This is a genomic window from Arthrobacter sp. LjRoot14 (genome assembly GCF_964253905.1).
Lineage (GTDB): Bacteria > Actinomycetota > Actinomycetes > Actinomycetales > Micrococcaceae > Arthrobacter.
In genome coordinates this window covers 264,602-286,459 of record NZ_CAXURL020000001.1, presented here as the reverse complement: position 1 = coordinate 286,459, position 21,858 = coordinate 264,602, and the positions used below count along the sequence as shown (strand labels likewise).

At 67.2% G+C, this 21,858-nt stretch carries 20 protein-coding genes; 7 read left to right on the top strand and 13 right to left on the bottom strand.

Translation table 11 applies throughout. From position 1 onward, the window contains the following. Positions 1 to 67 precede the first annotated feature (67 nt). The 4 genes from ACSQ12_RS01395 (at position 68) to ACSQ12_RS01380 (ending at position 7,025) form a co-directional block, all read left to right on the top strand. A complete protein-coding gene (locus ACSQ12_RS01395) occupies positions 68 to 922 on the top strand; it encodes an IclR family transcriptional regulator (RefSeq protein ID WP_436064030.1) in 855 nt (284 codons plus the stop codon). Positions 923 to 930: 8 nt separating this feature from the next. Continuing rightward, positions 931 to 2,592 (top strand): carboxylesterase/lipase family protein, encoded by a 1,662-nt coding sequence (locus ACSQ12_RS01390; protein WP_436064029.1) that lies wholly within the window; start codon positions 931 to 933, stop codon positions 2,590 to 2,592. A 53-nt stretch (positions 2,593 to 2,645) separates the two neighbouring features. Next, positions 2,646 to 4,184 carry a family 43 glycosylhydrolase gene (locus tag ACSQ12_RS01385; protein ID WP_436064028.1) on the top strand — a complete coding sequence of 513 codons (1,539 nt, stop codon included), beginning with the start codon at positions 2,646 to 2,648 and terminating at the stop codon, positions 4,182 to 4,184. 177 nt (positions 4,185 to 4,361) lie between these two features. Continuing rightward, entirely contained in the window at positions 4,362 to 7,025 is a 2,664-nt protein-coding gene (locus ACSQ12_RS01380; RefSeq protein WP_436064027.1) for an AMP-binding protein, read from the top strand. On the opposite strand, the gene ACSQ12_RS01375 is transcribed toward ACSQ12_RS01380, so the two are convergent. From ACSQ12_RS01375 to ACSQ12_RS01325, 11 genes are all read right to left on the bottom strand, one after another. Next, positions 6,955 to 8,463 (bottom strand): FAD-dependent oxidoreductase, encoded by a 1,509-nt coding sequence (locus tag ACSQ12_RS01375; protein WP_436064026.1) that lies wholly within the window; start codon positions 8,461 to 8,463, stop codon positions 6,955 to 6,957. The genes ACSQ12_RS01380 and ACSQ12_RS01375 overlap by 71 nt on opposite strands. A 73-nt stretch (positions 8,464 to 8,536) precedes the next feature. Continuing rightward, entirely contained in the window at positions 8,537 to 9,121 is a 585-nt protein-coding gene (locus tag ACSQ12_RS01370) for an HhH-GPD-type base excision DNA repair protein (RefSeq protein WP_209741593.1), read from the bottom strand. 67 nt (positions 9,122 to 9,188) lie between these two features. Next, positions 9,189 to 10,247 carry a HoxN/HupN/NixA family nickel/cobalt transporter gene (locus ACSQ12_RS01365; RefSeq protein WP_436064025.1) on the bottom strand — a complete coding sequence of 353 codons (1,059 nt, stop codon included), beginning with the start codon at positions 10,245 to 10,247 and terminating at the stop codon, positions 9,189 to 9,191. Further along, positions 10,247 to 11,119, bottom strand: a complete 873-nt coding sequence (locus tag ACSQ12_RS01360) for an urease accessory protein UreD (protein WP_436064024.1) — start codon at positions 11,117 to 11,119, stop codon at positions 10,247 to 10,249. Before ACSQ12_RS01360 ends, ACSQ12_RS01365 begins: the two co-directional genes overlap by 1 nt. Then, complete coding sequence (gene ureG / locus ACSQ12_RS01355) at positions 11,116 to 11,733, bottom strand: urease accessory protein UreG (protein WP_209741595.1); 618 nt, start codon at positions 11,731 to 11,733, stop codon at positions 11,116 to 11,118. Before ureG ends, ACSQ12_RS01360 begins: the two co-directional genes overlap by 4 nt. A 12-nt stretch (positions 11,734 to 11,745) precedes the next feature. Then, the gene (locus tag ACSQ12_RS01350; RefSeq protein ID WP_436064023.1) at positions 11,746 to 12,426 is read right to left on the bottom strand and encodes an urease accessory protein UreF; all 681 of its coding nucleotides are present in this window, start codon (positions 12,424 to 12,426) and stop codon (positions 11,746 to 11,748) included. Continuing rightward, on the bottom strand, positions 12,407 to 12,892 hold the full coding sequence (gene ureE, locus ACSQ12_RS01345) for an urease accessory protein UreE (RefSeq protein ID WP_436064022.1): 486 nt from the start codon (positions 12,890 to 12,892) through the stop codon (positions 12,407 to 12,409). Before ureE ends, ACSQ12_RS01350 begins: the two co-directional genes overlap by 20 nt. Before the next feature lie 24 nt (positions 12,893 to 12,916). Further along, entirely contained in the window at positions 12,917 to 14,662 is a 1,746-nt protein-coding gene (ureC, locus tag ACSQ12_RS01340) for an urease subunit alpha (protein ID WP_436064021.1), read from the bottom strand. Next, complete coding sequence (locus ACSQ12_RS01335) at positions 14,659 to 15,003, bottom strand: urease subunit beta (RefSeq protein WP_436064020.1); 345 nt, start codon at positions 15,001 to 15,003, stop codon at positions 14,659 to 14,661. Before ACSQ12_RS01335 ends, ureC begins: the two co-directional genes overlap by 4 nt. Before the next feature lie 8 nt (positions 15,004 to 15,011). Beyond that, positions 15,012 to 15,314, bottom strand: a complete 303-nt coding sequence (locus tag ACSQ12_RS01330; RefSeq protein ID WP_436064019.1) for an urease subunit gamma — start codon at positions 15,312 to 15,314, stop codon at positions 15,012 to 15,014. A 114-nt stretch (positions 15,315 to 15,428) separates the two neighbouring features. Further along, the gene (locus tag ACSQ12_RS01325) at positions 15,429 to 15,731 is read right to left on the bottom strand and encodes a DUF4193 domain-containing protein (RefSeq protein WP_028270561.1); all 303 of its coding nucleotides are present in this window, start codon (positions 15,729 to 15,731) and stop codon (positions 15,429 to 15,431) included. 281 nt (positions 15,732 to 16,012) lie between these two features. On the opposite strand from ACSQ12_RS01325, the gene ACSQ12_RS01320 reads away from it, so the two are divergent. Next, entirely contained in the window at positions 16,013 to 17,548 is a 1,536-nt protein-coding gene (locus tag ACSQ12_RS01320) for a DUF222 domain-containing protein (RefSeq protein ID WP_436064018.1), read from the top strand. A gap of 58 nt (positions 17,549 to 17,606) precedes the next feature. Here ACSQ12_RS01320 and ACSQ12_RS01315 read toward each other — a convergent pair whose 3' ends face one another. Then, entirely contained in the window at positions 17,607 to 18,242 is a 636-nt protein-coding gene (locus ACSQ12_RS01315; RefSeq protein ID WP_436064017.1) for a DedA family protein, read from the bottom strand. Between the two features lie 71 nt (positions 18,243 to 18,313). Here ACSQ12_RS01315 and ACSQ12_RS01310 point away from each other — a divergent pair, with 71 nt between their 5' ends. Beyond that, a complete protein-coding gene (locus ACSQ12_RS01310) occupies positions 18,314 to 19,276 on the top strand; it encodes a 1-phosphofructokinase family hexose kinase (RefSeq protein ID WP_436064016.1) in 963 nt (320 codons plus the stop codon). A gap of 155 nt (positions 19,277 to 19,431) precedes the next feature. Here the strand turns inward: ACSQ12_RS01310 and ACSQ12_RS01305 are convergent, their stop codons facing one another. Continuing rightward, the gene (locus tag ACSQ12_RS01305) at positions 19,432 to 20,718 is read right to left on the bottom strand and encodes an MFS transporter (protein ID WP_245198863.1); all 1,287 of its coding nucleotides are present in this window, start codon (positions 20,716 to 20,718) and stop codon (positions 19,432 to 19,434) included. Positions 20,719 to 21,017: 299 nt separating this feature from the next. On the opposite strand from ACSQ12_RS01305, the gene ACSQ12_RS01300 reads away from it, so the two are divergent. Continuing rightward, positions 21,018 to 21,746, top strand: a complete 729-nt coding sequence (locus ACSQ12_RS01300; RefSeq protein ID WP_436064015.1) for a GntR family transcriptional regulator — start codon at positions 21,018 to 21,020, stop codon at positions 21,744 to 21,746. The last annotated feature ends 112 nt before the right edge of the window (positions 21,747 to 21,858 follow it).

Genomic DNA, 21,858 nt, shown 5'->3' with positions numbered 1-21,858 from the left:
AGGAGTTCCATTGGGTGAAACACTAGGGTGGTGGACGTCACCGGCGACGAAGAAGGAACGGTGTGAGATGACAGCAGCCCCGGACAGGGATCCGGATAGCGACGGCACCGCCACGCCCACCGCGATCCGCGGCAAGAGGCCCAAACAAGGCGAACCCGTCATCGACCGTGCACTGAGCCTTCTTGCCGTCTTCACGGACCGGCGCCGGGCACTGACTCTTTCCGAGATGGCCCGGTACGCGGATATGCCGGCGCCAACAGCGCTGAGGCTGATCGCCCGGCTGGTGGCCTGGGGTGCGCTGGAGAGGCTCGACGACGGCCGGTACGTGGTGGGCGTGCGGCTCTGGGAAGTGGCGTCGCTGTCGCCCCGCGGACACGGCGTGCGCGAAATCGCCCTGCCCTACCTCGAGGACCTCTTCGAGGTGACGCGCCACCACGTGCTGCTCGCGGTGCGCGACGGAAATGAAGCGGTCCTCATCGAGCGGCTTTCCTCCAAGGAGGCCACGGAGGTGGCCTACCGGGTGGGCGGCCGTGCACCGCTGCGGTCAACCGCCGTCGGCCTGGTTCTGCTGGCCGGTGCGGATACAGCCTTCCAGGACGCCATCATCCGGCAGCCCGCTGACGTGGAGGCCGGCGTGGACGCCATGCCGGAGGGGCAGCTCAGGCGCACCCTATCCGACGTTCGCCGCACGGGCGTGGCCATGATCCGAAGATCAGCGCCTTCCCGGACAGTGTCCGTGGCGTCGCCCATTTTCGACGCCCAGGGAGCCGTCGCCGCCACACTTTCCATTGTGGTTCCCGACGGCGCCACTCCCCCGAACGTGCTGGCTCCCGCGGTCCAGGCCACAGCCAGGGCGGTCTCCCGAAACCTCGGATTCAAGGCCGAGGTCAGTGCCGGGGTGCGGCATCTGGCGCAGGCGTGACCCCTGCCATGAGCCTCGCAACCACTCCTGACGGCGTAGTCCGCGGCACGGTCCTTGCTGCAGACGGCACGGTGGACGGCGCAGAATGCGGCCGAACCGTGCACCGCTTCCTGGGGATCCCCTACGCGGAATCACCCGCCCGGGTGCGGCGCTTCCTGCCGCCCGTTCCGGTGCGTCCCTGGGGCGGGGCCCGGGACTGCACGGTGCCGGGCGCCATGGCGCCGCAAAACCCGGACCCGTTCCTGCCGCCGTCGGACGGTTTCGCGGAACGGTGGGACGAAGACAGCTGCCTCAACCTCAACGTCTGGACCCCCGGCACGGGCGGCGCCCGGCCGGTGATGGTGTGGGTCCACGGCGGCGCGTACCTCACCGGCTCCAACAACGGCGGACTGCACGACGGCGGCAGGCTGGCTGCCGCGCTGGACGTGGTGGTGGTCGCCGTCAACTACCGGCTGGGAGCCTTGGGCTTCCTGCACTTGCCGGAACTCCTCGGTCCGGAGTACGCGGACTCGTCCAGCTCTGCCCTGCTGGACATACTCGAGGCGCTGCGCTGGGTTCGCCGCAACATCGCGGCCTTCGGCGGCGATCCTGGCAAGGTGACCCTTTTCGGCGAATCCGCAGGCGCGGCGGCCGTGGGCACGCTGTTGGGCATGCCGGCCTCGGAAGGACTGTTCCGGCGCGCCATCCTGCAGAGCGGTACCGCCGAGCGGGTCCGGACCCCCGAAGAATCGCGACGAATCACCGAGGAATTCCTGCGGTGCTGCGGCCTGGACCCGACCCGGGCCGCAGTACTGCTGACCCTGCCCGTGGACCGGTTACTGGCAGCACAGGAGGCGTTGAGCAAGGCGGCGACCGGCAGCACCTATGGCGTTGCCCTTCCGTTCCAGCCCGCCACCGGCACGCCGGCAATTCCCCAGCCGCCACTGGCCGCAATCCGAAAAGGACTCAACGCGGGGGTGGACCTCTTGGCCGGCACCAACCTGAACGAGGGTTCCTTTGCCGTGGAACTCAGGCCCGCGTCGCCGTCGGATCCGCCCGACCTCGCTGACCGCGTGGAACTGATGATGGCCGGACACAGCGGAGATCCGGCCGGGGACCGGGCCCGCTACGCGGAAGCACTCGCCGAAACCCTTGGCACCGCGCCCACCGGGAAGCAACTCCTGGAGGCATACCTGTCAGATGCCCAATACCGGCAGCCGACCACCAGGCTCCTCGAAGCCCGCAGCGGTTCCACAGGGAGGAACTTCAGCTACCTGTTCACGTGGAAGAGCCCGGCCATGGGCGGAAAGCTCGGCTCATGCCATGCGCTGGAGATTCCGTTCGTGTTCCGGCAACTGGACTCGGTCGAAGCGGCGTACCTGACCCGGGGGAAGGCGCCGGCGGACCTGGCCGAGTGGATGAGCGCGGCCTGGGCGGCCTTTGCCGGGTCCGGTGCACCCGTGGCGGCCGGGCTGCCGCCCTGGCCCGAATATCGGGAGCCCGGAGCCCTGGAGCACCGCGGGGGCCGGCCCACGATGATCCTCGACGCCGAGCCAAGGGTCGAGTCCGATCCCCGGGGCAGGCTCCGGGGGTTCTGGGCCAGTCACGGGACGCCCTTCCAACCAGTCAAAATAGGCTTTCCAACCATTGACAAGCCCGGTTCGGCAGCGGCAACCAACGACGTAGCGTAGGGACTTCCCGCCCAGCAAGGACGGGCAGTGAACACTTTGCAACGGACGGAACCATGGTGATTGACAGTGCACTTGAGCTGGCCCGGCCAGCCACATCTTCAGCCGCCACCACACCGGTCATCCCGGGCTTCTACCCGGATCCCACCATCTGCCGCGTGGGCGATGACTATTTCCTGGCAACGTCAAGCTTCGAATACTTCCCCGGAGCGCCCGTCTTCCACAGCCGTGACCTTGTCACCTGGAAGCAGATCGGCAACATCCTCACCAGGCGGAGCCAGTTCGCAGCAGGCGACCGCCGCCCGTCAGGAGGCATCTTCGGATCCACCCTCCGGCACCACAACAACAGGTTCTGGTTCGTGACCACAAACATGAGCGATTTCGGCGGCGGCCACTTGCTGGTGCACGCTGAAGACGCGGCGGGCCCGTGGAGTGACCCGGTCCAGATTCGCGGAACGCTGGGCATCGATCCGGACATCGCGTGGGACGACGACGGCGACTGCTACCTCACCTGGGTGGGCTTCGGGCCGGGTGAGAACGAGTCGGGGATCGTCCAGGCGCGGCTGGACCCTCTGGCCGGTCAGCTGCTGGAACCGCCCCGGAAGGTGTGGCAGGGAACGGGCCTCGCCTTCCCTGAGGGCCCGCACCTTTATCAGCGCGACGGCTGGTGGTACCTGGTCCTGGCCGAGGGCGGCACGGAACGGGGCCATGCCGTGTCCGTCAGCCGGAGCAAGACGCCGGCCGGCCCCTTCGAACCGCACCCGGACAACCCCGTCTTCAGCCACCGCAGCACCGCTGCCCCGGTACAGAATGCGGGCCACGCCGACCTTGTCGAAACAGCCGACGGCGACTGGGCGGCGGCCTATCTGGGCGTCCGTCCCCGCGGCGTGGTGCCCGGCTATCACGTCCTGGGCCGCGAAACCTTCATCGCCGGCATCACCTGGGACCAAGGCTGGCCCCACTTCGACGAGGACCGGTACCAGGTACCTGCCGGTGCCACGTCCTTCTCCGACGACTTTGCCCCGGACCGGCTGCACATCCGCTGGATCTCCCCCGGCAACGACCCCGCGTCCTTCACGGCCCCGGCTGACGGCGGACTCCTCATCAGCGGAGGAGAACCCGGAAAGGCCCCCGTCCTCGCCACCAGGGTGAGGGACCTTGCGTGGACCGCCCGTGCGACGTTCCGCCTTTGGGAAGGCGCGTCCGTCCGGCTCGCCCTCAGGATCGACGACTCCCACTGGTACGCGGTCGAAGCCTCCGAACACGAGGTCCGGGCCGTTGCGCAGATCGGGCCGCTGCACCAGGTTCTTGGAACTGCGCCTCGGGGTGTGTCCGGTGCGGCGTCAGCGGGCAACGTCCAGTTGGAGATCGCGTGCTCGGACGCGCCCTTTGCGGGACAGCCGGGCAAGAATACCGGCCCGGACGAGGTGTCCCTCCGCTTGCTGCAGGACGGCCGTGCAGTGACGCTGGCACGGCTGGACGGAAGATACCTGTCCACCGAAGTGGCGGGCGGTTTCACCGGACGCGTTGTCGGAGTCTCCGTCCCCAGCGGGAGCGCCGTCGTCGAGCGGTTCGACTACGACGCCGCCCCGTAAGGGGCCGGCCTCAAGCGTCGCCGCGGGCCGGCCGCGTCCTACCGGGCGGGTCGACGGCGAGGCCCCCGGGTTAGAAAATCGGCTGGAGAAATAGGACACAGAAAGTTTTCTTAATTCCGGCAATCATCGGTATTGTTTCGTGGTTAGGCCAGCCTAAGCACGAACTTGAGGACCACCATGATTCCTGCCCAACCCCTTGCGAGCCCTGACGCAGGGCCGGACCGTGGCCTGGCCTCCTTCGCTGCCAACCTCGCCCGGCACGGTGACCGTCCTGCCGTCCTGACGGGCGCGGGGTCCCTCTCCTACCGCGAACTCGCCGAGCGCGTCGATGCGGCGGCGGCCCGCCTGGGTCCCGTGCGGCGCCTCGCGTTGCTGGCCGCTCAGAACGACCTGGATTCGCTGGTTGCCTACCTGGCAGCCGTTTCCTCCGGCCACCCGCTCATCCTGGTTCCCGCGGACAAACCGGGCTCCCTTGACTCCATCGCAGCTGCCTACAGACCCGACGTAGTCCTCCGGTCCGGAGACGGCGCCGGCCGCCCGGCCGTCGAAGAAGTGCGGCCCGGCACATCGCACGAACTCCATCCCGACCTCGCCCTGCTCCTGAGCACCTCGGGATCCACCGGCTCGCCAAAACTCGTGCGCCTCTCGCACGCCAATCTGCAATCGAACGCGGAGTCCATCGCCGAATACCTGGGCATCCGTTCGGAGGACCGTGCAGCCACCACCCTGCCAATGTCCTACTGCTACGGGCTTTCCGTCATCAACAGCCACCTGGCACGCGGTGCCGCGCTGGTGCTCACGGATCTGTCCGTCGTCGACCCGTGCTTCTGGGACCTTTTTGCCGCCCGCGGTGCGACATCCTTTGCAGCAGTCCCCTACACCTTTGAGCTTTTGGACCGCGTCGGTTTCACCGGGATGGATTTGCCGCACCTGCGGTATGTGACGCAGGCCGGCGGGAGGCTCGCCCCAGAGCACGTGCGGGAGTTCTCGCGGCTGGGCCGGCGGCGGGGCTGGGACCTGTTTGTGATGTACGGCGCCACTGAAGCAACGGCCCGAATGGCGTACCTGCCTCCGGAACTGGCAGAAACCACTCCGGAAACCATCGGCATCCCCGTACCGGGCGGCGCGTTCCGGATAGAGCCGGTTCCGGGCCTGGACGACGGCGAGCTCGTGTACACCGGCCCGAACGTGATGCTCGGCTACGCAGAAAGCCCGGAGGACCTCTCAGCGGGCCGGACAGTCACCGAACTTCGGACCGGCGACCTGGCACGGCAGCATCCCACCGGCATCTACGAGATCGTGGGACGGCGGAGCCGGTTCGTCAAGGTGGTCGGGCTGCGGGTGGATCTCGGGCAGGTGGAGCGGATCCTTGCCGGGCTCGGCGTCTCCGGGGCCTGCGCGGGATCCGACGACGGCCTGGTGGTCGCCGTGGAAGGCGACCACGATGAACGGCTGCTGGGCAAGGTCCTCGCGCAACGCCTGGGCCTGCCCCGAGGGTCCGTCGACGTGCACGCCGTGGAGAACCTACCCCGGCTTGGCAGCGGAAAGGTGGACTATCCCGCCATCCTGGAGCTCGCCGCCGAGCGGGCCGCCCCTGCACCCGCAGAGAACGCGTCCGCGTCCGTGCCGGACGAGGGACCGGCGGACGTCCGGCGGATCTTCGCGGAACAGCTGGAACTCGACGACGTCACGGACGACAGCACGTTCGTCACCCTCGGCGGTGACTCGCTGTCCTACGTGGCCGTCTCCGTGCGGCTGGAAAAAGCCCTCGGCGACCTCCCGCCGGACTGGCATGTCCGCACGGTCCGCGAACTCACGAACCCCGAACTCATGAACCCCGGTAAGACCCCGCGGCAAAGGCGTGGGCGGTTCTTTGCCCCGCTGGAAACCGGCATTGTCCTGAGGGCCCTCGCGATCGTGTTCATCGTCAGCACCCACGTTGGCCTTTTCAGCTGGCAGGGCACCGCGCATGTGCTGATGGCCGTCGCCGGGTTCAACTTTGCCCGCTTCCAGCTCGCCGGAGAACGGCTGCCCCGACTTCGCCGCCAGCTGCGCAGCCTCGGCAGGGTTGTTGTCCCCAGCGTCGTCTTCATTGGCGCGGCCTACCTGCTCACCGACCGGTACGGCCTCGCCAACGTCCTGCTCCTCAACGCCATCATCGGTCCGGAAGAGGTGACCACACAGTGGCACTTCTGGTTCGTGGAGGTGTTGGTGTACATCCTTTCCGCGGCAGCCGCCTTGCTGGCCGTTCCTTGGGCGGACCGCGCGGAGCGGCGCTTCCCGTGGACTTTCCCCCTGCTGCTGACCGGGGTCGGGCTGCTGGAACGCTTTGAACTGGTGGACCCCGACGTGCCCAACACCGGGCCGGTACTGTGGCTGTTCGCACTCGGCTGGGCAGCGGCACGTTCGCACGGCCTCCTCCAGCGACTCGCCGTCACCGCAATCACGGTCCTCACGGTCCCGGGCTTCTTTGACAACCCGAACCGTGAGGCGACACTCGCTGCCGGCGTCCTCCTGCTCATCTGGCTCCCCAGCATCCCCGTCCCCGCCCGCCTGCACCGCTTCGTGGGCCTGCTGGCTGCCTCCTCGCTGTACGCCTACCTCACACATTGGCTGGTTTACCCGCTGCTGGTCGGCGTTAGCCCTGCTTTGGCGGTGGTCGCTTCGCTTGCCGCCGGAGTGGCGTACTGGGCGCTTTCAATGCGCGTGATGGCGGCGTTGCGCCGTTGGAAGAAGACCCGGCTCGAGAAGGGACCCCAGGATAATTGTCCTAGGCCGGCGCCTGACCGGAACCAAGGTTCCGGGTGGCGGGGCCCTGGATCACGGTACCGTCGGTGCTGAACCGGGAGCCGTGGCACGGGCAGTCCCAGGTCACGTCGGCCGCGTTGAACTCCACGGTGCAGCCCAGGTGCGTGCAGACGGCCGAGACCGCACTGACCTTTCCGGCGGGGCTGACGTAAACGGCGGTCTTTGCCCCGTCCACGTCCACCACCCTTCCTGAACCCCGGACGAGGTCCGACCGAATGGGAACGGTGGCGCCCGGCTCGGGGGAAGGCGGCGCGACATCCCCGGCAGCGGCCGGCGTGGCGCCTCGTGCGCGGACAGCCCGGGTGCTGTCGAATACCGCCGCCCACGGGTTGCGGGTGCCGCACAGCGTGTCCCGGAGGATCAGGGCGCCCGCCGTTCCATTGGTCAGTCCCCATTTGCGCAGGCCCGTGATCACGTGGACGTGCCGGAAGTCCGGGGACAGGCGGCCGACGTAGGGCAGCCCGTCCGCAGGCATGGCGTCCTGCGTGGACCAGCGGAAGGCGATCTCACCGGCAGCCAGGCGCTCTTGGGCAAATCCGCTGAGCCGCCGGTACCGCTCCGCGGAGTCAACCTGCTCCGAGGCGGGGTGTCCTTCACCGCCGGCAAGGACGTAGCTGACGCCGTCGACGTCGATCGTCAGGATGGAGCGCATCGGCTCGTCCACGCTGAGGAAGGTGGATTCCAAAGGGGCGGCGTCGCTGCGGGCGGCAACGATATACGAGCGGTGCAGGTAGCACCGCTCGTCGAAGGTTCCGTTGTCCCCGAACGGCATATTCGTGGCCACGATGATTTCCTTCGCCCGGACCGAGCCCAGTTCCGTGTCCACCACTGCCGGTGTCCCGTCCCGGAACCCGGTGGCGGGCGAGTCCTCGAAGACAAAGCTGCCATCCCCGTCCACCGCGCGGGCCAGTCCCTGCACGTACCTGAGCGCGTGGAGCTGCGCCTGGTTGTCGAAGCGGACTGCACCCGTGACCGGGAACGGCAGCGGCACCTCGGTAGTGAACGACGCCGGAAGCCCGAACCTCCCGGCGAGCGCCGCTTCCTCCCGGACCAGGGCGAGCGTGCGCTCCGATTCGGCGTAGGTGTAGTTGGATACCCGCCGGAAGCCGCAGTCGATTCCTTCGTTCGCCACCGTGCCTGCCACATGCTCAATCGCGGCTTCGTTGGCCTGTCCGTAGATGCGTGCTGTCTCGGGTCCGTGCCGTCCGGCAAGTTCCGTGTAGGCCAGCCGGTGCAGGGACGTGACCTTGCCGGTCGTATTCCCGGTGACTCCGGTGCCCACCCGGGCCGCTTCCAGCACGGCCACAGCCTGCCCGGCCCGTTTGAGGGCCAGCGCGGCGGTCAGCCCGGCTATCCCGCCACCGATCACAGCCACATCAACGTCGATGGCCTCGCTGAGGGCGGCGTACTGCGTCGGTCCGCCGGTGGCCGCCCACAGGGAACCCAGCCTGCCTGCAAGCTGCTCAGTCACTGATGGTCCCGCCTTCGTAGTTGGCTTCCCCAACTAGTACGCTTCCGGACGCCGGGCGGTCAATGGGCGAAGGTCAGTCCCCGGCGGTCTTCGCGGCCTTGGCAGCGGCCTTGGCGGCCTGCTTGCTGGCGCGCACCTTGACCAGCGACTCCGGATCCACAATGTCCGCCACGGACAGGTAGGCGTCTTCCTGGCCGTAGTGGCCGGCCGCTTCGCGCCAGCCATCAGCTGTGAGTCCGCACTGCTTCCCCAGCAGCGCAAGGAAGATCTTCGCCTTTTGCTCGCCGAATCCGGGCAGGGCCTTCAACCGGCGCAGCACCTCCGGCCCGTCGGGGTCACCCTGCGTCCAGATGGCCGTGGCGTCCCCGTTCCAATCCTGGTGAACGGTCTCCGCGAGCGCCTGGACGCGGCCAGCCATGGAGCCGGGGAAGCGGTGCACGGCCGGGCGCTCCTTGAACATCTCGACGAATTCCTGCGGGTCGTACCCGGCGATCGCCGCAGGGTCCATGGAACCGATCCGCGTCCGGATCTTTTCAGGTCCGGCAAACGCCGACTCCATGGTCACCTGCTGGTCAAGCAGCATTCCGGTGAGCAGCGCGAACGCGTCATCGCTGAGTAGCTTGTCCGCCGCGGGGTCCCCTGTGATGTGCAGTTCCATGCGTCCTATCCTGCCACCCGCTCCGGCATGCGTCATGGGGTGCGTCGCGGGCCGCCCGGCGGGCAAGCTATGCGGCCGTTGAAGCGCCTTTCAACCGTCCGCGCCATACCGCAACGCCCCACACCGCCAGCAGGCCGGCCACCAGCAGCAGTCCGGCCTCGCCCAGGTCCACGGCGCCCAGCCAGGTGGTGAGGGGATCCTCCAGGCCAAAGGCCGCATTGAAGAAGCCGCCCAGGGTGATGGCTGAAATGAACAGTGCGGACACGGCAGAGATCCCGGTGATCAGGGCGTTGAACCCGAGTTTGCGCTGCGGATTGTGGATGGCTGACCGGTACATCCGCATCATGGCGACACCGTTGACCGTGTCGCACAAGGTCATGGCCGCGGTGAACGCCAGCGGCAGCGCCAGCAGTGCCAGCGGAGAGACTCCGGCGAGGGATGCCGCCGTCGCCATCACCAGCAGCCCGATGGTGGTGGCGGTATCGAAACCCAGTCCGAACAGGAAGCCGATCACGTAGATGTTGCGCGGCCGCTGGACACTGGACAGCGGTTTGGCCAGCAGGCGTGCCACGAATCCCTTCGCGTCAAGGTCTCCCTCCCGCAGCTCGCCGCCGCCCTGCACGTTCCGGTAGGCCTGCGCTGCCTGCAGGAACGCCGAGCCGTTGAACAGGCCCATGGCCAGCAGGAACAGCCCGGAGACGCCGCTGCCGATCAGGCCCAGCACCAGGTTTCCGGTGGTGCCGTCCTCCATGAACTGGCCCGCCATGGCGGCGCCGCCCACCACCAGGACTCCGGCGAGGATCACCACCGAGCTGTGGCCCAGGCTGAACGCGAACCCGACGCTCACGGGGTCCTTGTGCTGGGCCACGAACTTCCGCGTCGAATTGTCGATCGCAGCGAGGTGGTCCCAGTCGTAACTGTGTTTGATGCCCGCCAGGTACGCGGTGAGCACCAGCCCCAGCCCCAACCCCAGCGGTTGCACGGCACCCGCCGAACTGACAAGCAACAGTACGACGGCGGAAAGATGCAGCGCGGCCACCGCACCAAAGGCGAAGAGCAGCCGGGTCCGGAGCGGCAACTGCTCCCGCTCCCGGTACATCGCGGCGAACCCGGTCAGCGTGGCCATCAGTATTTCCTCAGGTTCAGGGGAGCCTGCCCGTACCAGCGCTCCCGCAGCGCGGCGGTGCAGGCGCCCAGCAAACGGTTGAGTTCCTCCGTCGAGTTGGAGAGCGACCGCAGCACCAGGCCGGTGGTCCCGCCGACGGATGCAGTCAGTGACACTCCGGTGCAGGCATCGTGCCCCGCAGTCAGCGCGTGGAGCTCGTCGGCCAGTGCCTGGTCCACCCGGGCGTCCACCACTACCAGCGAACCCAGGTGGCTGTAGCCCTCCATGAAGCCCATGCCGGTGACGTCGTTGAGGGGCGGCCGGATCAACAGGTTGTCGAGGGCCAGGAGCCCGGTACCCTCGGGGGTCTCCACCCGGATCTCATTACGGAGCCGCAGTTCCTCGTACCGGAACGACGACCCGTCGGGAGACCACCCCGGCGTGACCACTTCCGCCATCACCAGGCTCGACGACGGCCGCACGGTGATGCGGGTGTTCTGCCGGTAGCTGGCCTCCCGGTACGCGATCAGCTGGTCCGGGGCCAGCTCCAACAGTGCCCCCTCCCCCAGCCGCAGGCTCATCCGCTGTTCGGCAAAGGACCCGGGAGTCCGGTAGATCTTCGTGGCGGACTGGGTGGTCAGCAGGAGCTTCGCCCCGTCCCCAACCTCCACGTCAATGACGTAAAGATCGGCCCCAAGGTAGGCCCCGCCCGGATTCACGAGGACATAACAAACCTGCCCGGAGTCATCCAAGTAGTGGGGCCGTAGGATCCGCAAGGCGCCCCGATGGTACTGATGCGCGGCCACGGAGCGTCCGGCACGGTCAGCGATAACGAGCTCGAGCTCCCCCATCGGTGCGCAAACCGCGGCAGGAACGGCCGCCGTCGTGCTCATTGCGCCAGGTCGAGCATCAGGACGTCGCGCCGCACCCATTCGATGACTGCGTCGAGGCCTTCGTCTGTCTTCAGGTTGGTGAAGCAGAACGGCTTCTCTCCCCGGAATTCCTTCGAATCGCGCTCCATCACCGAGAGGTCCGCGCCGACGTGCGGGGCGAGGTCGGTTTTGTTGATGATGAAGAGGTCCGACTTGATCATGCCCTGGCCGGCTTTGCGCGGGATCTTCTCGCCCTGGGCCACGTCGATGATGTAGATCGAAAAATCCACCAGTTCGGGGCTGAATGTGGCGGAGAGGTTGTCGCCGCCGGATTCCACGAAGATGACCTGCAGGTCCGGGTGGCGCTTCTTGAGCTCCTCGATGGCCGCGGTGTTCATGGACGTGTCCTCGCGGATGGCCGTGTGCGGGCAGCCGCCGGTTTCGACGCCGATGATCCGGTCCTCGGGCAGGATGCCGTTGGCGGCCAGGATCTTGGCGTCCTCGATAGTGTAAATGTCGTTGGTGATGGCGGCCATGGAGATCTCGCGGCTCATGTGCCGGGTCAGCCGCTCCACGAGCTGCGTTTTGCCGGCGCCAACCGGTCCGCCGATGCCGATTTTGATGGGTTCAGACATGGTGTCCTCCTGCTAGCTCATGAACATGCGCGCACGCTGACGCTCGTGCCGCATCTGCGAAATTTCCAGTCCGGGGCTGACTGCCCCGAAGTCGTCCTGCGCAAGGCGGCCGATCCGTTCGACGGCGGCAGCGACGTCGTCGGCCGCTTTCCGCAGCAGCCGCTGGCCGGCGTTCTGCCCCAGCGGGATGGCGCGGACGGCGTTCTGGGTCAGCGACGTGACGGCGGCGAAAAGGTACGCGGCGAGCGCTTCTGCGAGCGGCACCCCAAGGGAACGGGCGACGACGGCGAACGCCAGCGGCTGATGGCCGGCGGCCCGGCCCGCACCCACCAGCGCCCGGTAGTCGGCCAGCTCCGGGGAAGGGAACACCTCGGAGCCGATCTCCAGCAGCCGGGTGCCCATCTTGGTGCTCGCCTCCCGCAACTGACGCGGGAGGAGCTGCGCCGTGAGCAGTGCGTCCAGTTCCGCAACGGAACCGTCGTCATAGAAGAAGCGGATTGCCAGGCCGTCGGAGTACGTGAGCTGCTGCCCCACGAACGCGGACAGCCACACCCCGAAGGACGCCTCATCGTGGACCAGGCCGCGCTCAATGTAGGTCTCGAAGCCAAGCGAGTGCGCAAACGCCCCGGTGGGCAACGCGGAGTCGGTCAGCTGCTGCAGCGCGAGCTGGTAGCTAGTGGCTGTGTTCGGCATGGCGGAAGGGGACGGGCATCACGCGTTCCTGGCGGTCGTAGGGCACACCGACGTGCTTGAGGTAGTCCTCCACGGTGTGGTCGTACTGGCACACCATGACCTCGGCCGCATATTCGGAACCGGCGTCGAAGAACTGCGCCTGCAGGTGCCGGTTGCCGAGCGAGTGCGCCACCACGCCCATTTCGTGGATGGTCCGGGGCGCCACCACCAGGACGTCGGTGGGCAGCACGGACACCACGATCATGTTGGTTTCGGCCACGTGCAGGATGTCGCCGTCGCGCAGGTCCCCGGAACCGGCGGGCAGCCGGATGCCGAGTTCCTTGCCGTGGTCCGTGGTGACGCGCTGGATCCGCTTCACCAGCTGGGCGCTGGGCAGCACCACTTTTTCCTGGTGCAGCCCGGCGAAGGCTCCGGCCTCCGAGGCAGGGAGCTCGTGCAGGTTGCCGAGGATATTCTCGATGATCACGTGGGGGCTCCGGGGGTCGGGATCTTAGAAGAGGAAGTAGCGCTGGGCCATGGGCAGAACGTCCGCCGGTTCACACGTGACGTCCTCGCCGTCCACCGTCACATTGTACGTTTCCGGGTCCACCTGGATGTCCGGCGTGGCGTCGTTGAACTTGAGGTCCGCCTTGGACAGCGTGCGGATCCCGGACACAGGCCGGATGACCTTCTGCAGGCCCAGCTCCTCCGGCACCCCGGCGTCGATGGCGGCCTGGGACAGGAAGGTGATGGAGGACTGCTGCACCGCCTTGCCGAACGCTGCGAACATGGGGCGCATGGTGCGCGGCTGCGGGGTGGGGATCGAGGCGTTGGCGTCGCCCATGAGTGCGTAAGCGATCTGGCCGCCTTTGAGCACCAGTTCCGGCTTCACCCCGAAGAACGCGGGGTCCCAGAGCACCAGGTCCGCGAACTTGCCTTCCTCCACCGAGCCGATGGAGTCGGCCATGCCCTGCGCGATGGCGGCGTTGATGGAGTACTTCGCCACGTAGCGCTTGATCCGGAAGTTGTCGCTGTCCGCACCGGAACCGCTGGGCGCACCGTGCTCACGCCCGGCAGGGTCCTTCAGCACGCCGCGCTGCTTCTTCATCTTGTCCGCCACCTGCCAGGTGCGGGTGATCACCTCCCCCACCCGGCCCATGGCCTGGGAATCGGAGGACGTGATGGCGAAGATGCCCAGGTCCTGCAGGACATCTTCCGCGGCGATGGTTTCGGCACGGATGCGGGAATCGGCGAACGCCACGTCTTCCGGGATGTCCGGGTTGAGGTGGTGGCACACCATGAGCATGTCCAGGTGCTCTTCGATGGTGTTGCGTGTGTACGGCAGCGTGGGGTTGGTGGAGGCGGGCAGCACGTTGGGCAGCCCGGCGATCTTGATGATGTCCGGGGCGTGCCCGCCGCCGGCGCCCTCGGTGTGGAAGGTGTGGATGACCCGGCCGGCGATGGCCCGGATGGTGTCCTCCACGAAGCCGCATTCATTGAGGGTGTCGGTGTGGATGGCCACCTGGACGTCGTATTCGTCCGCCACTTTCAGGGAGTTGTCGATCGAGGACGTGGTGGAACCCCAGTCCTCATGGACCTTGAGTCCGATGGCGCCGGCCCGGATCTGCTCGGCCAGCGGTTCGACGGCCGAGGCGTGGCCCTTGCCGAACAGCCCGATGTTGATGGGCATTCCCTCGGTGGCCTGCAGCATCCGCTGGATGTGCCATTTTCCGGGCGTGACGGTGGTGGCCTTGGTGCCTTCCGCCGGCCCGGTTCCGCCGCCCACCATGGTGGTCACGCCGCTGGTGAGCGCGGTGGGCACCTGGTCCGGGGAGATGAAGTGGATGTGCGTGTCCACACCACCGGCGGTGAGGATCTTGCGCTCCCCGGCGATGATCTCGGTGCTGGCGCCGATCACGATGTCCACGCCGTCGGTGATCTGCGGGTTGCCGGCCTTGCCGATCTTGAAGATGTGGCCGTCCCTGATCGCGACGTCCGCTTTGTAGATGCCGGTGTAGTCCAGGATGACGGCATTGGTGATGACCGTGTCCGGCACGTCTTCTTCCCGGACCGCCTGGCCGTTCTGGCCCATGCCGTCGCGGATCACCTTGCCGCCGCCGAACACCACTTCCTCGCCGTAGACGGTGAGGTCCTTTTCGATCTCAAGGAACAGTTCGGTGTCCGCGAGGCGGATGGAGTCGCCCGTCGTCGGGCCGTAGAGGTCCGCGTACTGCCTGCGGGTCAGGTCGAAGCTCACTTGGCTACCGCCTTTCCTGCTTTGGGATCAGCCGGGGCCAGCGTGCCGTTGACCGCGTTGCTAAGGCCGTACACCTCGCGGCTGCCCGCCAGCTCGATCAGCCGGACGGTCTTGCTGTCCCCCGGTTCAAACCGGGCCGCAGTGCCCGCCGGAATGTCCAGCCGGCGGCCATAGGCAGCGGCGCGGTCAAACTCAAGGGCGGCGTTCGCTTCAGCGAAGTGGTAGTGCGAGCCCACCTGAACGGGCCGGTCACCGGTGTTAACAACGACGACGTCGATCGCGTCGCGTCCGGCGTTGATCACCACGGGCGTGGATCCGAGAACATACTCGCCTGGAATCATGGCCTGCCCTACCGGATCGGATCGTGGACAGTGACGAGCTTGGTGCCGTCCGGGAACGTGGCTTCGATCTGGACGTCGTGGATCATTTCCGGCACGCCCTCCATCACGTCGTCCCGGGTCAGCAGCGTGGTGCCGTAACTCATGAGGTCGGCGACGGTCCGGCCATCCCGGGCGCCCTCGATCAGCTCGTAGCTGATGACTGCCACGGATTCAGGGAAGTTCAGCTTCAGGCCGCGGGCCTGGCGGCGCCGGGCAAGGTCTGCGGCGACCACGATCATGAGCTTTTCCTGCTCACGGGGCATCAGGTGCATCGAAAATCCCTTCAACGTACTGCTTGTGTAACCACAGTAGGCCGGTCACGTTTCCGTGAGATTTCCGGGGCCCGTCTCCCGGTTCAGGGACAGCGGGAGACGGCGTGGCGGCCCTTAGCCTTCGCAATCAACGCAATAGGCGTGACCGTTCTTTTCGCGGGCGATCTGGGACCGGTGCCGGACCAGGAAGCAGGAGTAGCAGGTGAATTCATCCTGCGCCTGGGGGATAACCTGGACCACCAGTTCCTCGGCGACGAACTCGCCGCCGGGGACCATGCCGTCGTCCAATGCGTCTGTCTCATCCAGTTCCCGGACAACGCTTCGCGCGTCGGGTGCGTTGGCGGACTGGAGCGCCTCCAGGGAGTTCTCCTGGGATTCCTTGACGTCGGATCGTACTTCGTCGTAATCGGTTGCCACTTTGGGTGTTTCTCTTTTCTGATGTTCTTGCCCTGACGGGAATGCAACCTACACCATCGCACCCTTATTCCCGATACACCACAACGAACTAAGTCGAAGTGGTGTAATGTTCGGCACGCTCCGGCACGAAATCAGGTGGCGGGCGCTGCGCGCTCAGCTCGCGGGGGCCCGTGATGCCCTGCGAACGCGCCTCGTCTGCCTGCGGTTTTGAAGCGGGGTGGCTTTGAAGCGGGGTTAATTGTCCGGGGTTTTTTGTCGGTGCCTGCTGGCATGCTGTGGGTATGGACGGCAAAGCAGTGGCGGAGACGTTGGAGGGCATGGCGGCCTCCCTTTCTGCCTTGGCTGCGTTCGCCGGTCGCGTGGCCGGACGCGCGGCCTCGAGTCCCAATCCTCTTCGGGACGAAGCGGACGCGTGCCTGGACGGCATGGCTGAGGCGGGCAGCATGGAAGCCATGCTGGCCGCGCTGAAAGTGCACTTCGCCGCCGGGTACGCGTCCGCAGCCGCGGCCATGGCGGCCCCGGCCGTTTCCCCGCAGGAGCGCACGGCCCGGGACATGGCAGTGACAGCGGAGGTGGCGTGTGCCCTGACGGTGAGTGAACGATCGGCAGCGGCGTTACTGGCGGACTCAGTCACCCTGACCACCCGGTTGCCCCTGACGCTGTCCGCGCTGCGGGCCGGGGGCATTTCGTGGCAGCATGCGCGGGTGATGTGTGATGAAACATCCGGTCTTGACCCGGTCGCGGCTGCTGCCCTGGAGGGGCATTTCCTGGACCCCGAAGCTCCTTTTGCTGCGCGGGGCTGCCCGGCCGGGGAGCTGGTGCCGGGCAGGTTCCGGGCCAAGGCGCGGAGCTGGCGTGAGCGGCACCATCCGGTAAGTATCGAAGCGCGCCACCGCAAGGGCGTGGAGGACCGTCGGCTGGACTATGCCCCGGACCGGGACGGGATGGCCTGGCTCTCGGCCTACGTGAGTGCGGACGTGGCGGCGGGTGTGTGGGCCCGTGCGACGGAAGCGGCGCGTGCCCTGCAGGGGCCGGCCGAGTCCCGGACCCTGACCCAGCTCCGCGCGGACGTCGCCGCTGACTGGCTCATCGCCGGCGTCGCCGAGGGTGTTCCGTCGCCGAAGGCACAGGTGTTGGTGACCGTGCCGGTGTTCTCGCTTCTGGGCGCCGGGACGGAACCGGCCACCCTGGACGGGTACGGTCCGGTTCCGCCGGGCATGGCCCGCCGGCTTGTCGCCGATGGCGCCGGATCGTTCCTGCGTGTGCTGACCGATCCGCGCAGCGGGGCGCCGCTGGAGATCGGACGCAGCAGCTACCGGGTCCCGAAGGCGATGCGCCAATGGCTGCGGCTTCGGGACGGCCGCTGCCCTTTTCCCGGCTGCACCAACCACTCCCTGGACAACGAAGCGGACCACCTGCTGGCCTGGTCCGACGGTGGCGGCACCGGCATCACCAACCTGGGCCAGCCATGCCGGAAGCACCACCGGCTCAAACACACCACAGCCTGGCGGCCGATCGGCGCCACCCGGGACCAGCCACCGGGCTGGATCTCACCCGCAGGACGCTCCTACCCCAGCGAACAACAGGACTGGGAACCACCCCACTGGCCCGACGCACTAACCGCCGCCCACGGCCCCGCGGACCACGACGGCCACACAAGCGAGGACCCCGGGTGGGAACCGGAGTGGGAACCACCCGACTGGCCCGAAGCACTTGCCGGTGTAGACGGCGCCACCCCTGCCCCCGGCCCCGGAAAGACCCGGCCACCACCACCGGTGGACCCCTTCCCTGACTGGGCCCTATTCACCGCGGCCTAGGATCCACCCTTGCCTCTGCTGCCCGGCCATCCGTGGCGAGTAGTCAACGCTCTGGGGGTCACGATTGTGGATGCGCGCTGCTGTCTGCATCCGTCGCCTGCCGGTGCCGGCGGATCCGCCATGTGACCAGCACGCCGACTGCCACTGCGGCAACAACGATGGCGGCAGCACTTCCGGCGGTGTGTGCCACCTCGTCGTACAGGTTCCCGGCAAGGTATCCGAGGGTCACGAACAGGCTCCCCCACAGCACGCCGCCGGTGATGTTCCACAGCGCGAAGCGCCGGTAGGGCATGCCGCTCAACCCGGCCAGTGCCGGCATCACTGCGCGGAAGAAGGCGGTGAACCGGCCAAGGAAGATGGCCGGGCCGCCCCGCCGCTTCAGGAACTCCTGGGCTTTCTCCAGTTGGGGGCGCTTCCGGTCATAGGTCTTGAGCGACATCAGCCGGGGGCCCAGGTGCTTGCCGATTTCATACCCCACCGTGTCGCCCAGGATCGCGGCGGAGACCACCACGGCAATCATCACCGCGAGCGGGATGCTGCCCTTGCCGGCGATCACACCTCCCACCACCGCCGCGGTTTCGCCGGGAATGACGAAGCCGATGAAGAGGGCGTCCTCGGCGAAAACGAGCGCGAACACAACACAGGCCACCAGTACCGGGCTGGCGTTGAGGAGTCCGTCGAAGAATGCCTGCATCAGCAACAGTCTGGCAGTAGGGACGGGCTGCCGTCAGCCCTTCACGTCCCCGCGTCTCCTATGCTGGGGCCATGGACGCCTCGCAGCAGTTGGGCAGTAAGCCGATTCTCACCCTGACGGTGAATCCGGCCTTGGACATCAGCACCTCAACCGAACAGGTCAGCAGCGGCCACAAGCTCAGGTGCGGCGCGAGCCGCCTCGACCCGGGCGGCGGCGGTATCAACGTGGCGAGGGTAATCCAGCGACTGGGCGGACAAACCCTGGCGGTATACACGGCAGGCGGGCCCACGGGGGAAGCCTACCGGCGGCTGATCGAAGCGGAGCGCATCCCGACGCTGGCGGTCCCCATCCACGGGAGCACCCGCCAGGACTTCACCGTTGATGAGACGTCCACCGGCAAACAGTTCCGGTTCGTTCTCCAGGGCCCGGAACTCAGGGAACCGGAGTGGCAGTCCTGCCTGGACATTGTTGCCGCGTCCATGCCGGCGGGCGGCTATGTGGTGGCCAGCGGCAGCCTTCCGCCGGGAGTTCCGGACGACTTCTATGCGCGGGTTGCCCGCTTGGCGCGGCAGTCCGGTGCCCACTGCGTCGTTGACGCCTCCGGGCCGGCACTCACCCAGGCGCTGGCCGCGGGAGTGTTCATGGTCAAGCCGAGCCTGCGCGAACTGGGGGCGCATTTCGGCGCCGCCCTCGACAGTGAGCAGAGCCAGGTGGACGCCGCATCCGCCCTCGTGGCTGACGGGGCAGCGGAACACGTCGCCCTGACGCTCGGCGGGTCCGGAGCCCTGCTCGCGTCGAAATCCGGCCTCATCCGTCTCACCGTGCCGAACGTGCCGGTGGTCAGTACGGTGGGGGCCGGGGACAGTTTCCTCGCCGCTTTTGTGCTCCGGCTCGCCCAAGGGCGCCCGCTTGAAGCGGCTTTCCGGGCCGCAGTGGCCGCCGGAAGCGCCACGGTCATGACGCCTGCCACCGAACTGTGCCACCGGGCCGACGTGGAACGCCTGGAGGCTGAACTCGCCAACACAGCGACCTGACCGGCCACGGGGGTCCTGCGCGCCCTGGCACCGCAGCCGGAACCTGTCCACGTGTAGGTGGTCTGCATCGGGAAAGGTCCCTGGCCAAAGGCAAAAGGGCGGCGGCAACCCCTCCGGGTTGCCGCCGCCACGCGGTTGACGACTGTTGCCGGCGGTTACACCACGGCTACGGGCTCTTTGACCTTCAGGGGCTCAATCTTGCCCATGACAAAGAGGTAGTTGGCGGCACCCACGAGCGAGATTGCTCCGATGACCGCCAGCGGGGCGACGAAGGAACCGGTCTGGTCCACCAGCACGCCGATCAGGATCGGGGTGAAGATTCCGGCCAGGTTGGAGGCGAAGTTCTGCAGTCCGCCGATGGATCCGACGTGCTTGGAGCTCGGGGCAACGTCCGCCGGCAGCGACCAGATGCCGGTCGCGGCGACGGTGAGGCTTGAGTAAGCAACGGAAAGCAGCGCCAGGGCCATCCAGGCTTCCGGCACGAGGGCGGCGAACATGATGACGGAGCCGCCTGCGAGGCCGCCCGCGATGGCGGTTTTGCGGACCTTGGTGACGGATGCTCCGGCCCGGACTGCGCGGTCCGCCAGGTATCCGCCCAGCCAGCCGCACAGCACCGCGCAGATGCCGGGGATGGCACCGAAGAAGCCCAGCTTGAGCAGGTCGAATCCGCGTTCCTTCACGAGGTAGCTCGGGAAGAAGGTGATGAAGAAGTAGATGGCGCTGTTCAGGCAGAAGAAGCCGAACATCATGCTCAGGATGGTGCGGTACTTGAAGAGCGAGCGCCAAGGGAGCTTGGCGGCGTTGGCGTCGTCGCTGCCTTCGCCGCGGGCGCCGCCTTCTTCGATGTACGCCACTTCGGCGGCGTTGGCGCCGGGGTGCTCCTGGGGGCTGCGGTACACCTTCCACCAGACGGCTGCCCAGATCACGCCGGCGATGCCGATGATGATGAACACTGCGTGCCACGAGGTCAGCGCCACGATCAGGGTAACGATGGGAAGCGCAATCACGGCCCCCACGCGGGAACCCGAGTCCCAGATGCTCGTGGCAAAAGCCCGCTCACGGACGGGGAACCAGGTGGCCACCACCTTGGCGGCAGTGCTGGGTGCGGGGCTTTCGCCGACACCCAGGAGGAAGCGGGCCGCGAACAGCGACCAGAAGTTCGTCGCGGCGGCGGTCACCATGGTGAAGACGGACCACCAGAGTGCTGCCAAGGAGAACGACCTGCGGGGTCCGACTTTATCCACGTACCAACCGGCCGCCAGCTGGCAGAAGTCGTAGGCCCAGAAGAAGGCCGCAAAGATCAGGCCCTGCTGGGTGGCGGTCAGTTCGAAGTCCTTGCCCATGAAGGGCAGGGCAACACTGAGGCTGGAGCGGTCCAGGTAGTTGATGCTCAGCCCGATGAAGGCAAGCCAGATGATGACCCAGCGCTTCCGGGTCATCATGCGGGGATTTTTTGGGGATGACGTACTGGCAACTTTACTTCCGAGCGCAGTCATGTGGTCTCCTTCGACGTGAACATGGCTTCGGGCGCTTGTGGCGCCGGGGGAAGACACCGAAGATATCGATGCCAAAATCATATAGGAATCTGGTTAATCATATAGAAAATGTGATCCGGATCAAGCCCCCCTCGAAATCACCCGAAACAGCTCTCCGCCGGAGCGACTGATGGCCCGGTGGAATATGATTCCCCCAGCGACTCCCACCCGAACAACACACCCAACCAGCACTAAGAGGTCAGCGCGTGCCCCCACGTCAGTCTTCCGATATCTCCCGCGGCAAAGCGGCCGTCAGCGATGTGTATACGTCCATGCGCGCCTCCATCCTCGAAGGCGAAATCGCACCCGGCACCCGGATCAACATCGATGCCGTCTCGCGGAACCTGGGCGTATCGCAGACGCCGGTGCGCGAAGTGCTGCAGCGGCTCGAAGGCGACAACCTGGTGGTCTACAACCCCGGCCGGGGCTACAGCACCACGCCGCTGCTGGATCTGGCCGAACTCCGCTCCCTCTTCGAGTTCCGGCTGCTGGTGGAGCCCTGGGCGGCACGTTCGGCAGCCGTCGACCGGCTGGCCAATCCCTCCGCCGCGCTCGAGAAGGAAATTACGGCGTTCCGCGGCGCCATGACGTCCGCAGGTGATCTGCGGCAGGACCTGGTGGCCCATGACACCCGCTTCCACGACACGATCCTGGCCGCCGCCGGCAACACCGTAGTCCGCCACGCCTTCGCCCAGACGCACTGCCACCTGCACACCTTCCGCCTCTACCCGGCCGACGTCGACGGCGCCATCACCGTCGCGGAACACTCGGCCGTCCGCGAAGCCATCAAGGCATGCCAGCCCGAACAGGCCGAAGCGGCCATGGCGGAGCACATCCGGAACTCGTTTGCCCGCTTCGCCCAGGCCTTCGAAGGCCACGCAGACCTCGCACCGCTCGAGGACGGCGGCCCGCCCAGGCGGCACATCGTGGATTAGCTCCAGAGCCCCGGCCCCTCGGCCGGGGCTCTTTTTTGTCATCGGCGCTTGATCTGGATCACAGCTCCTATATGATTATGGAAATTCATATAGGAAATCACTCCACCCTTTC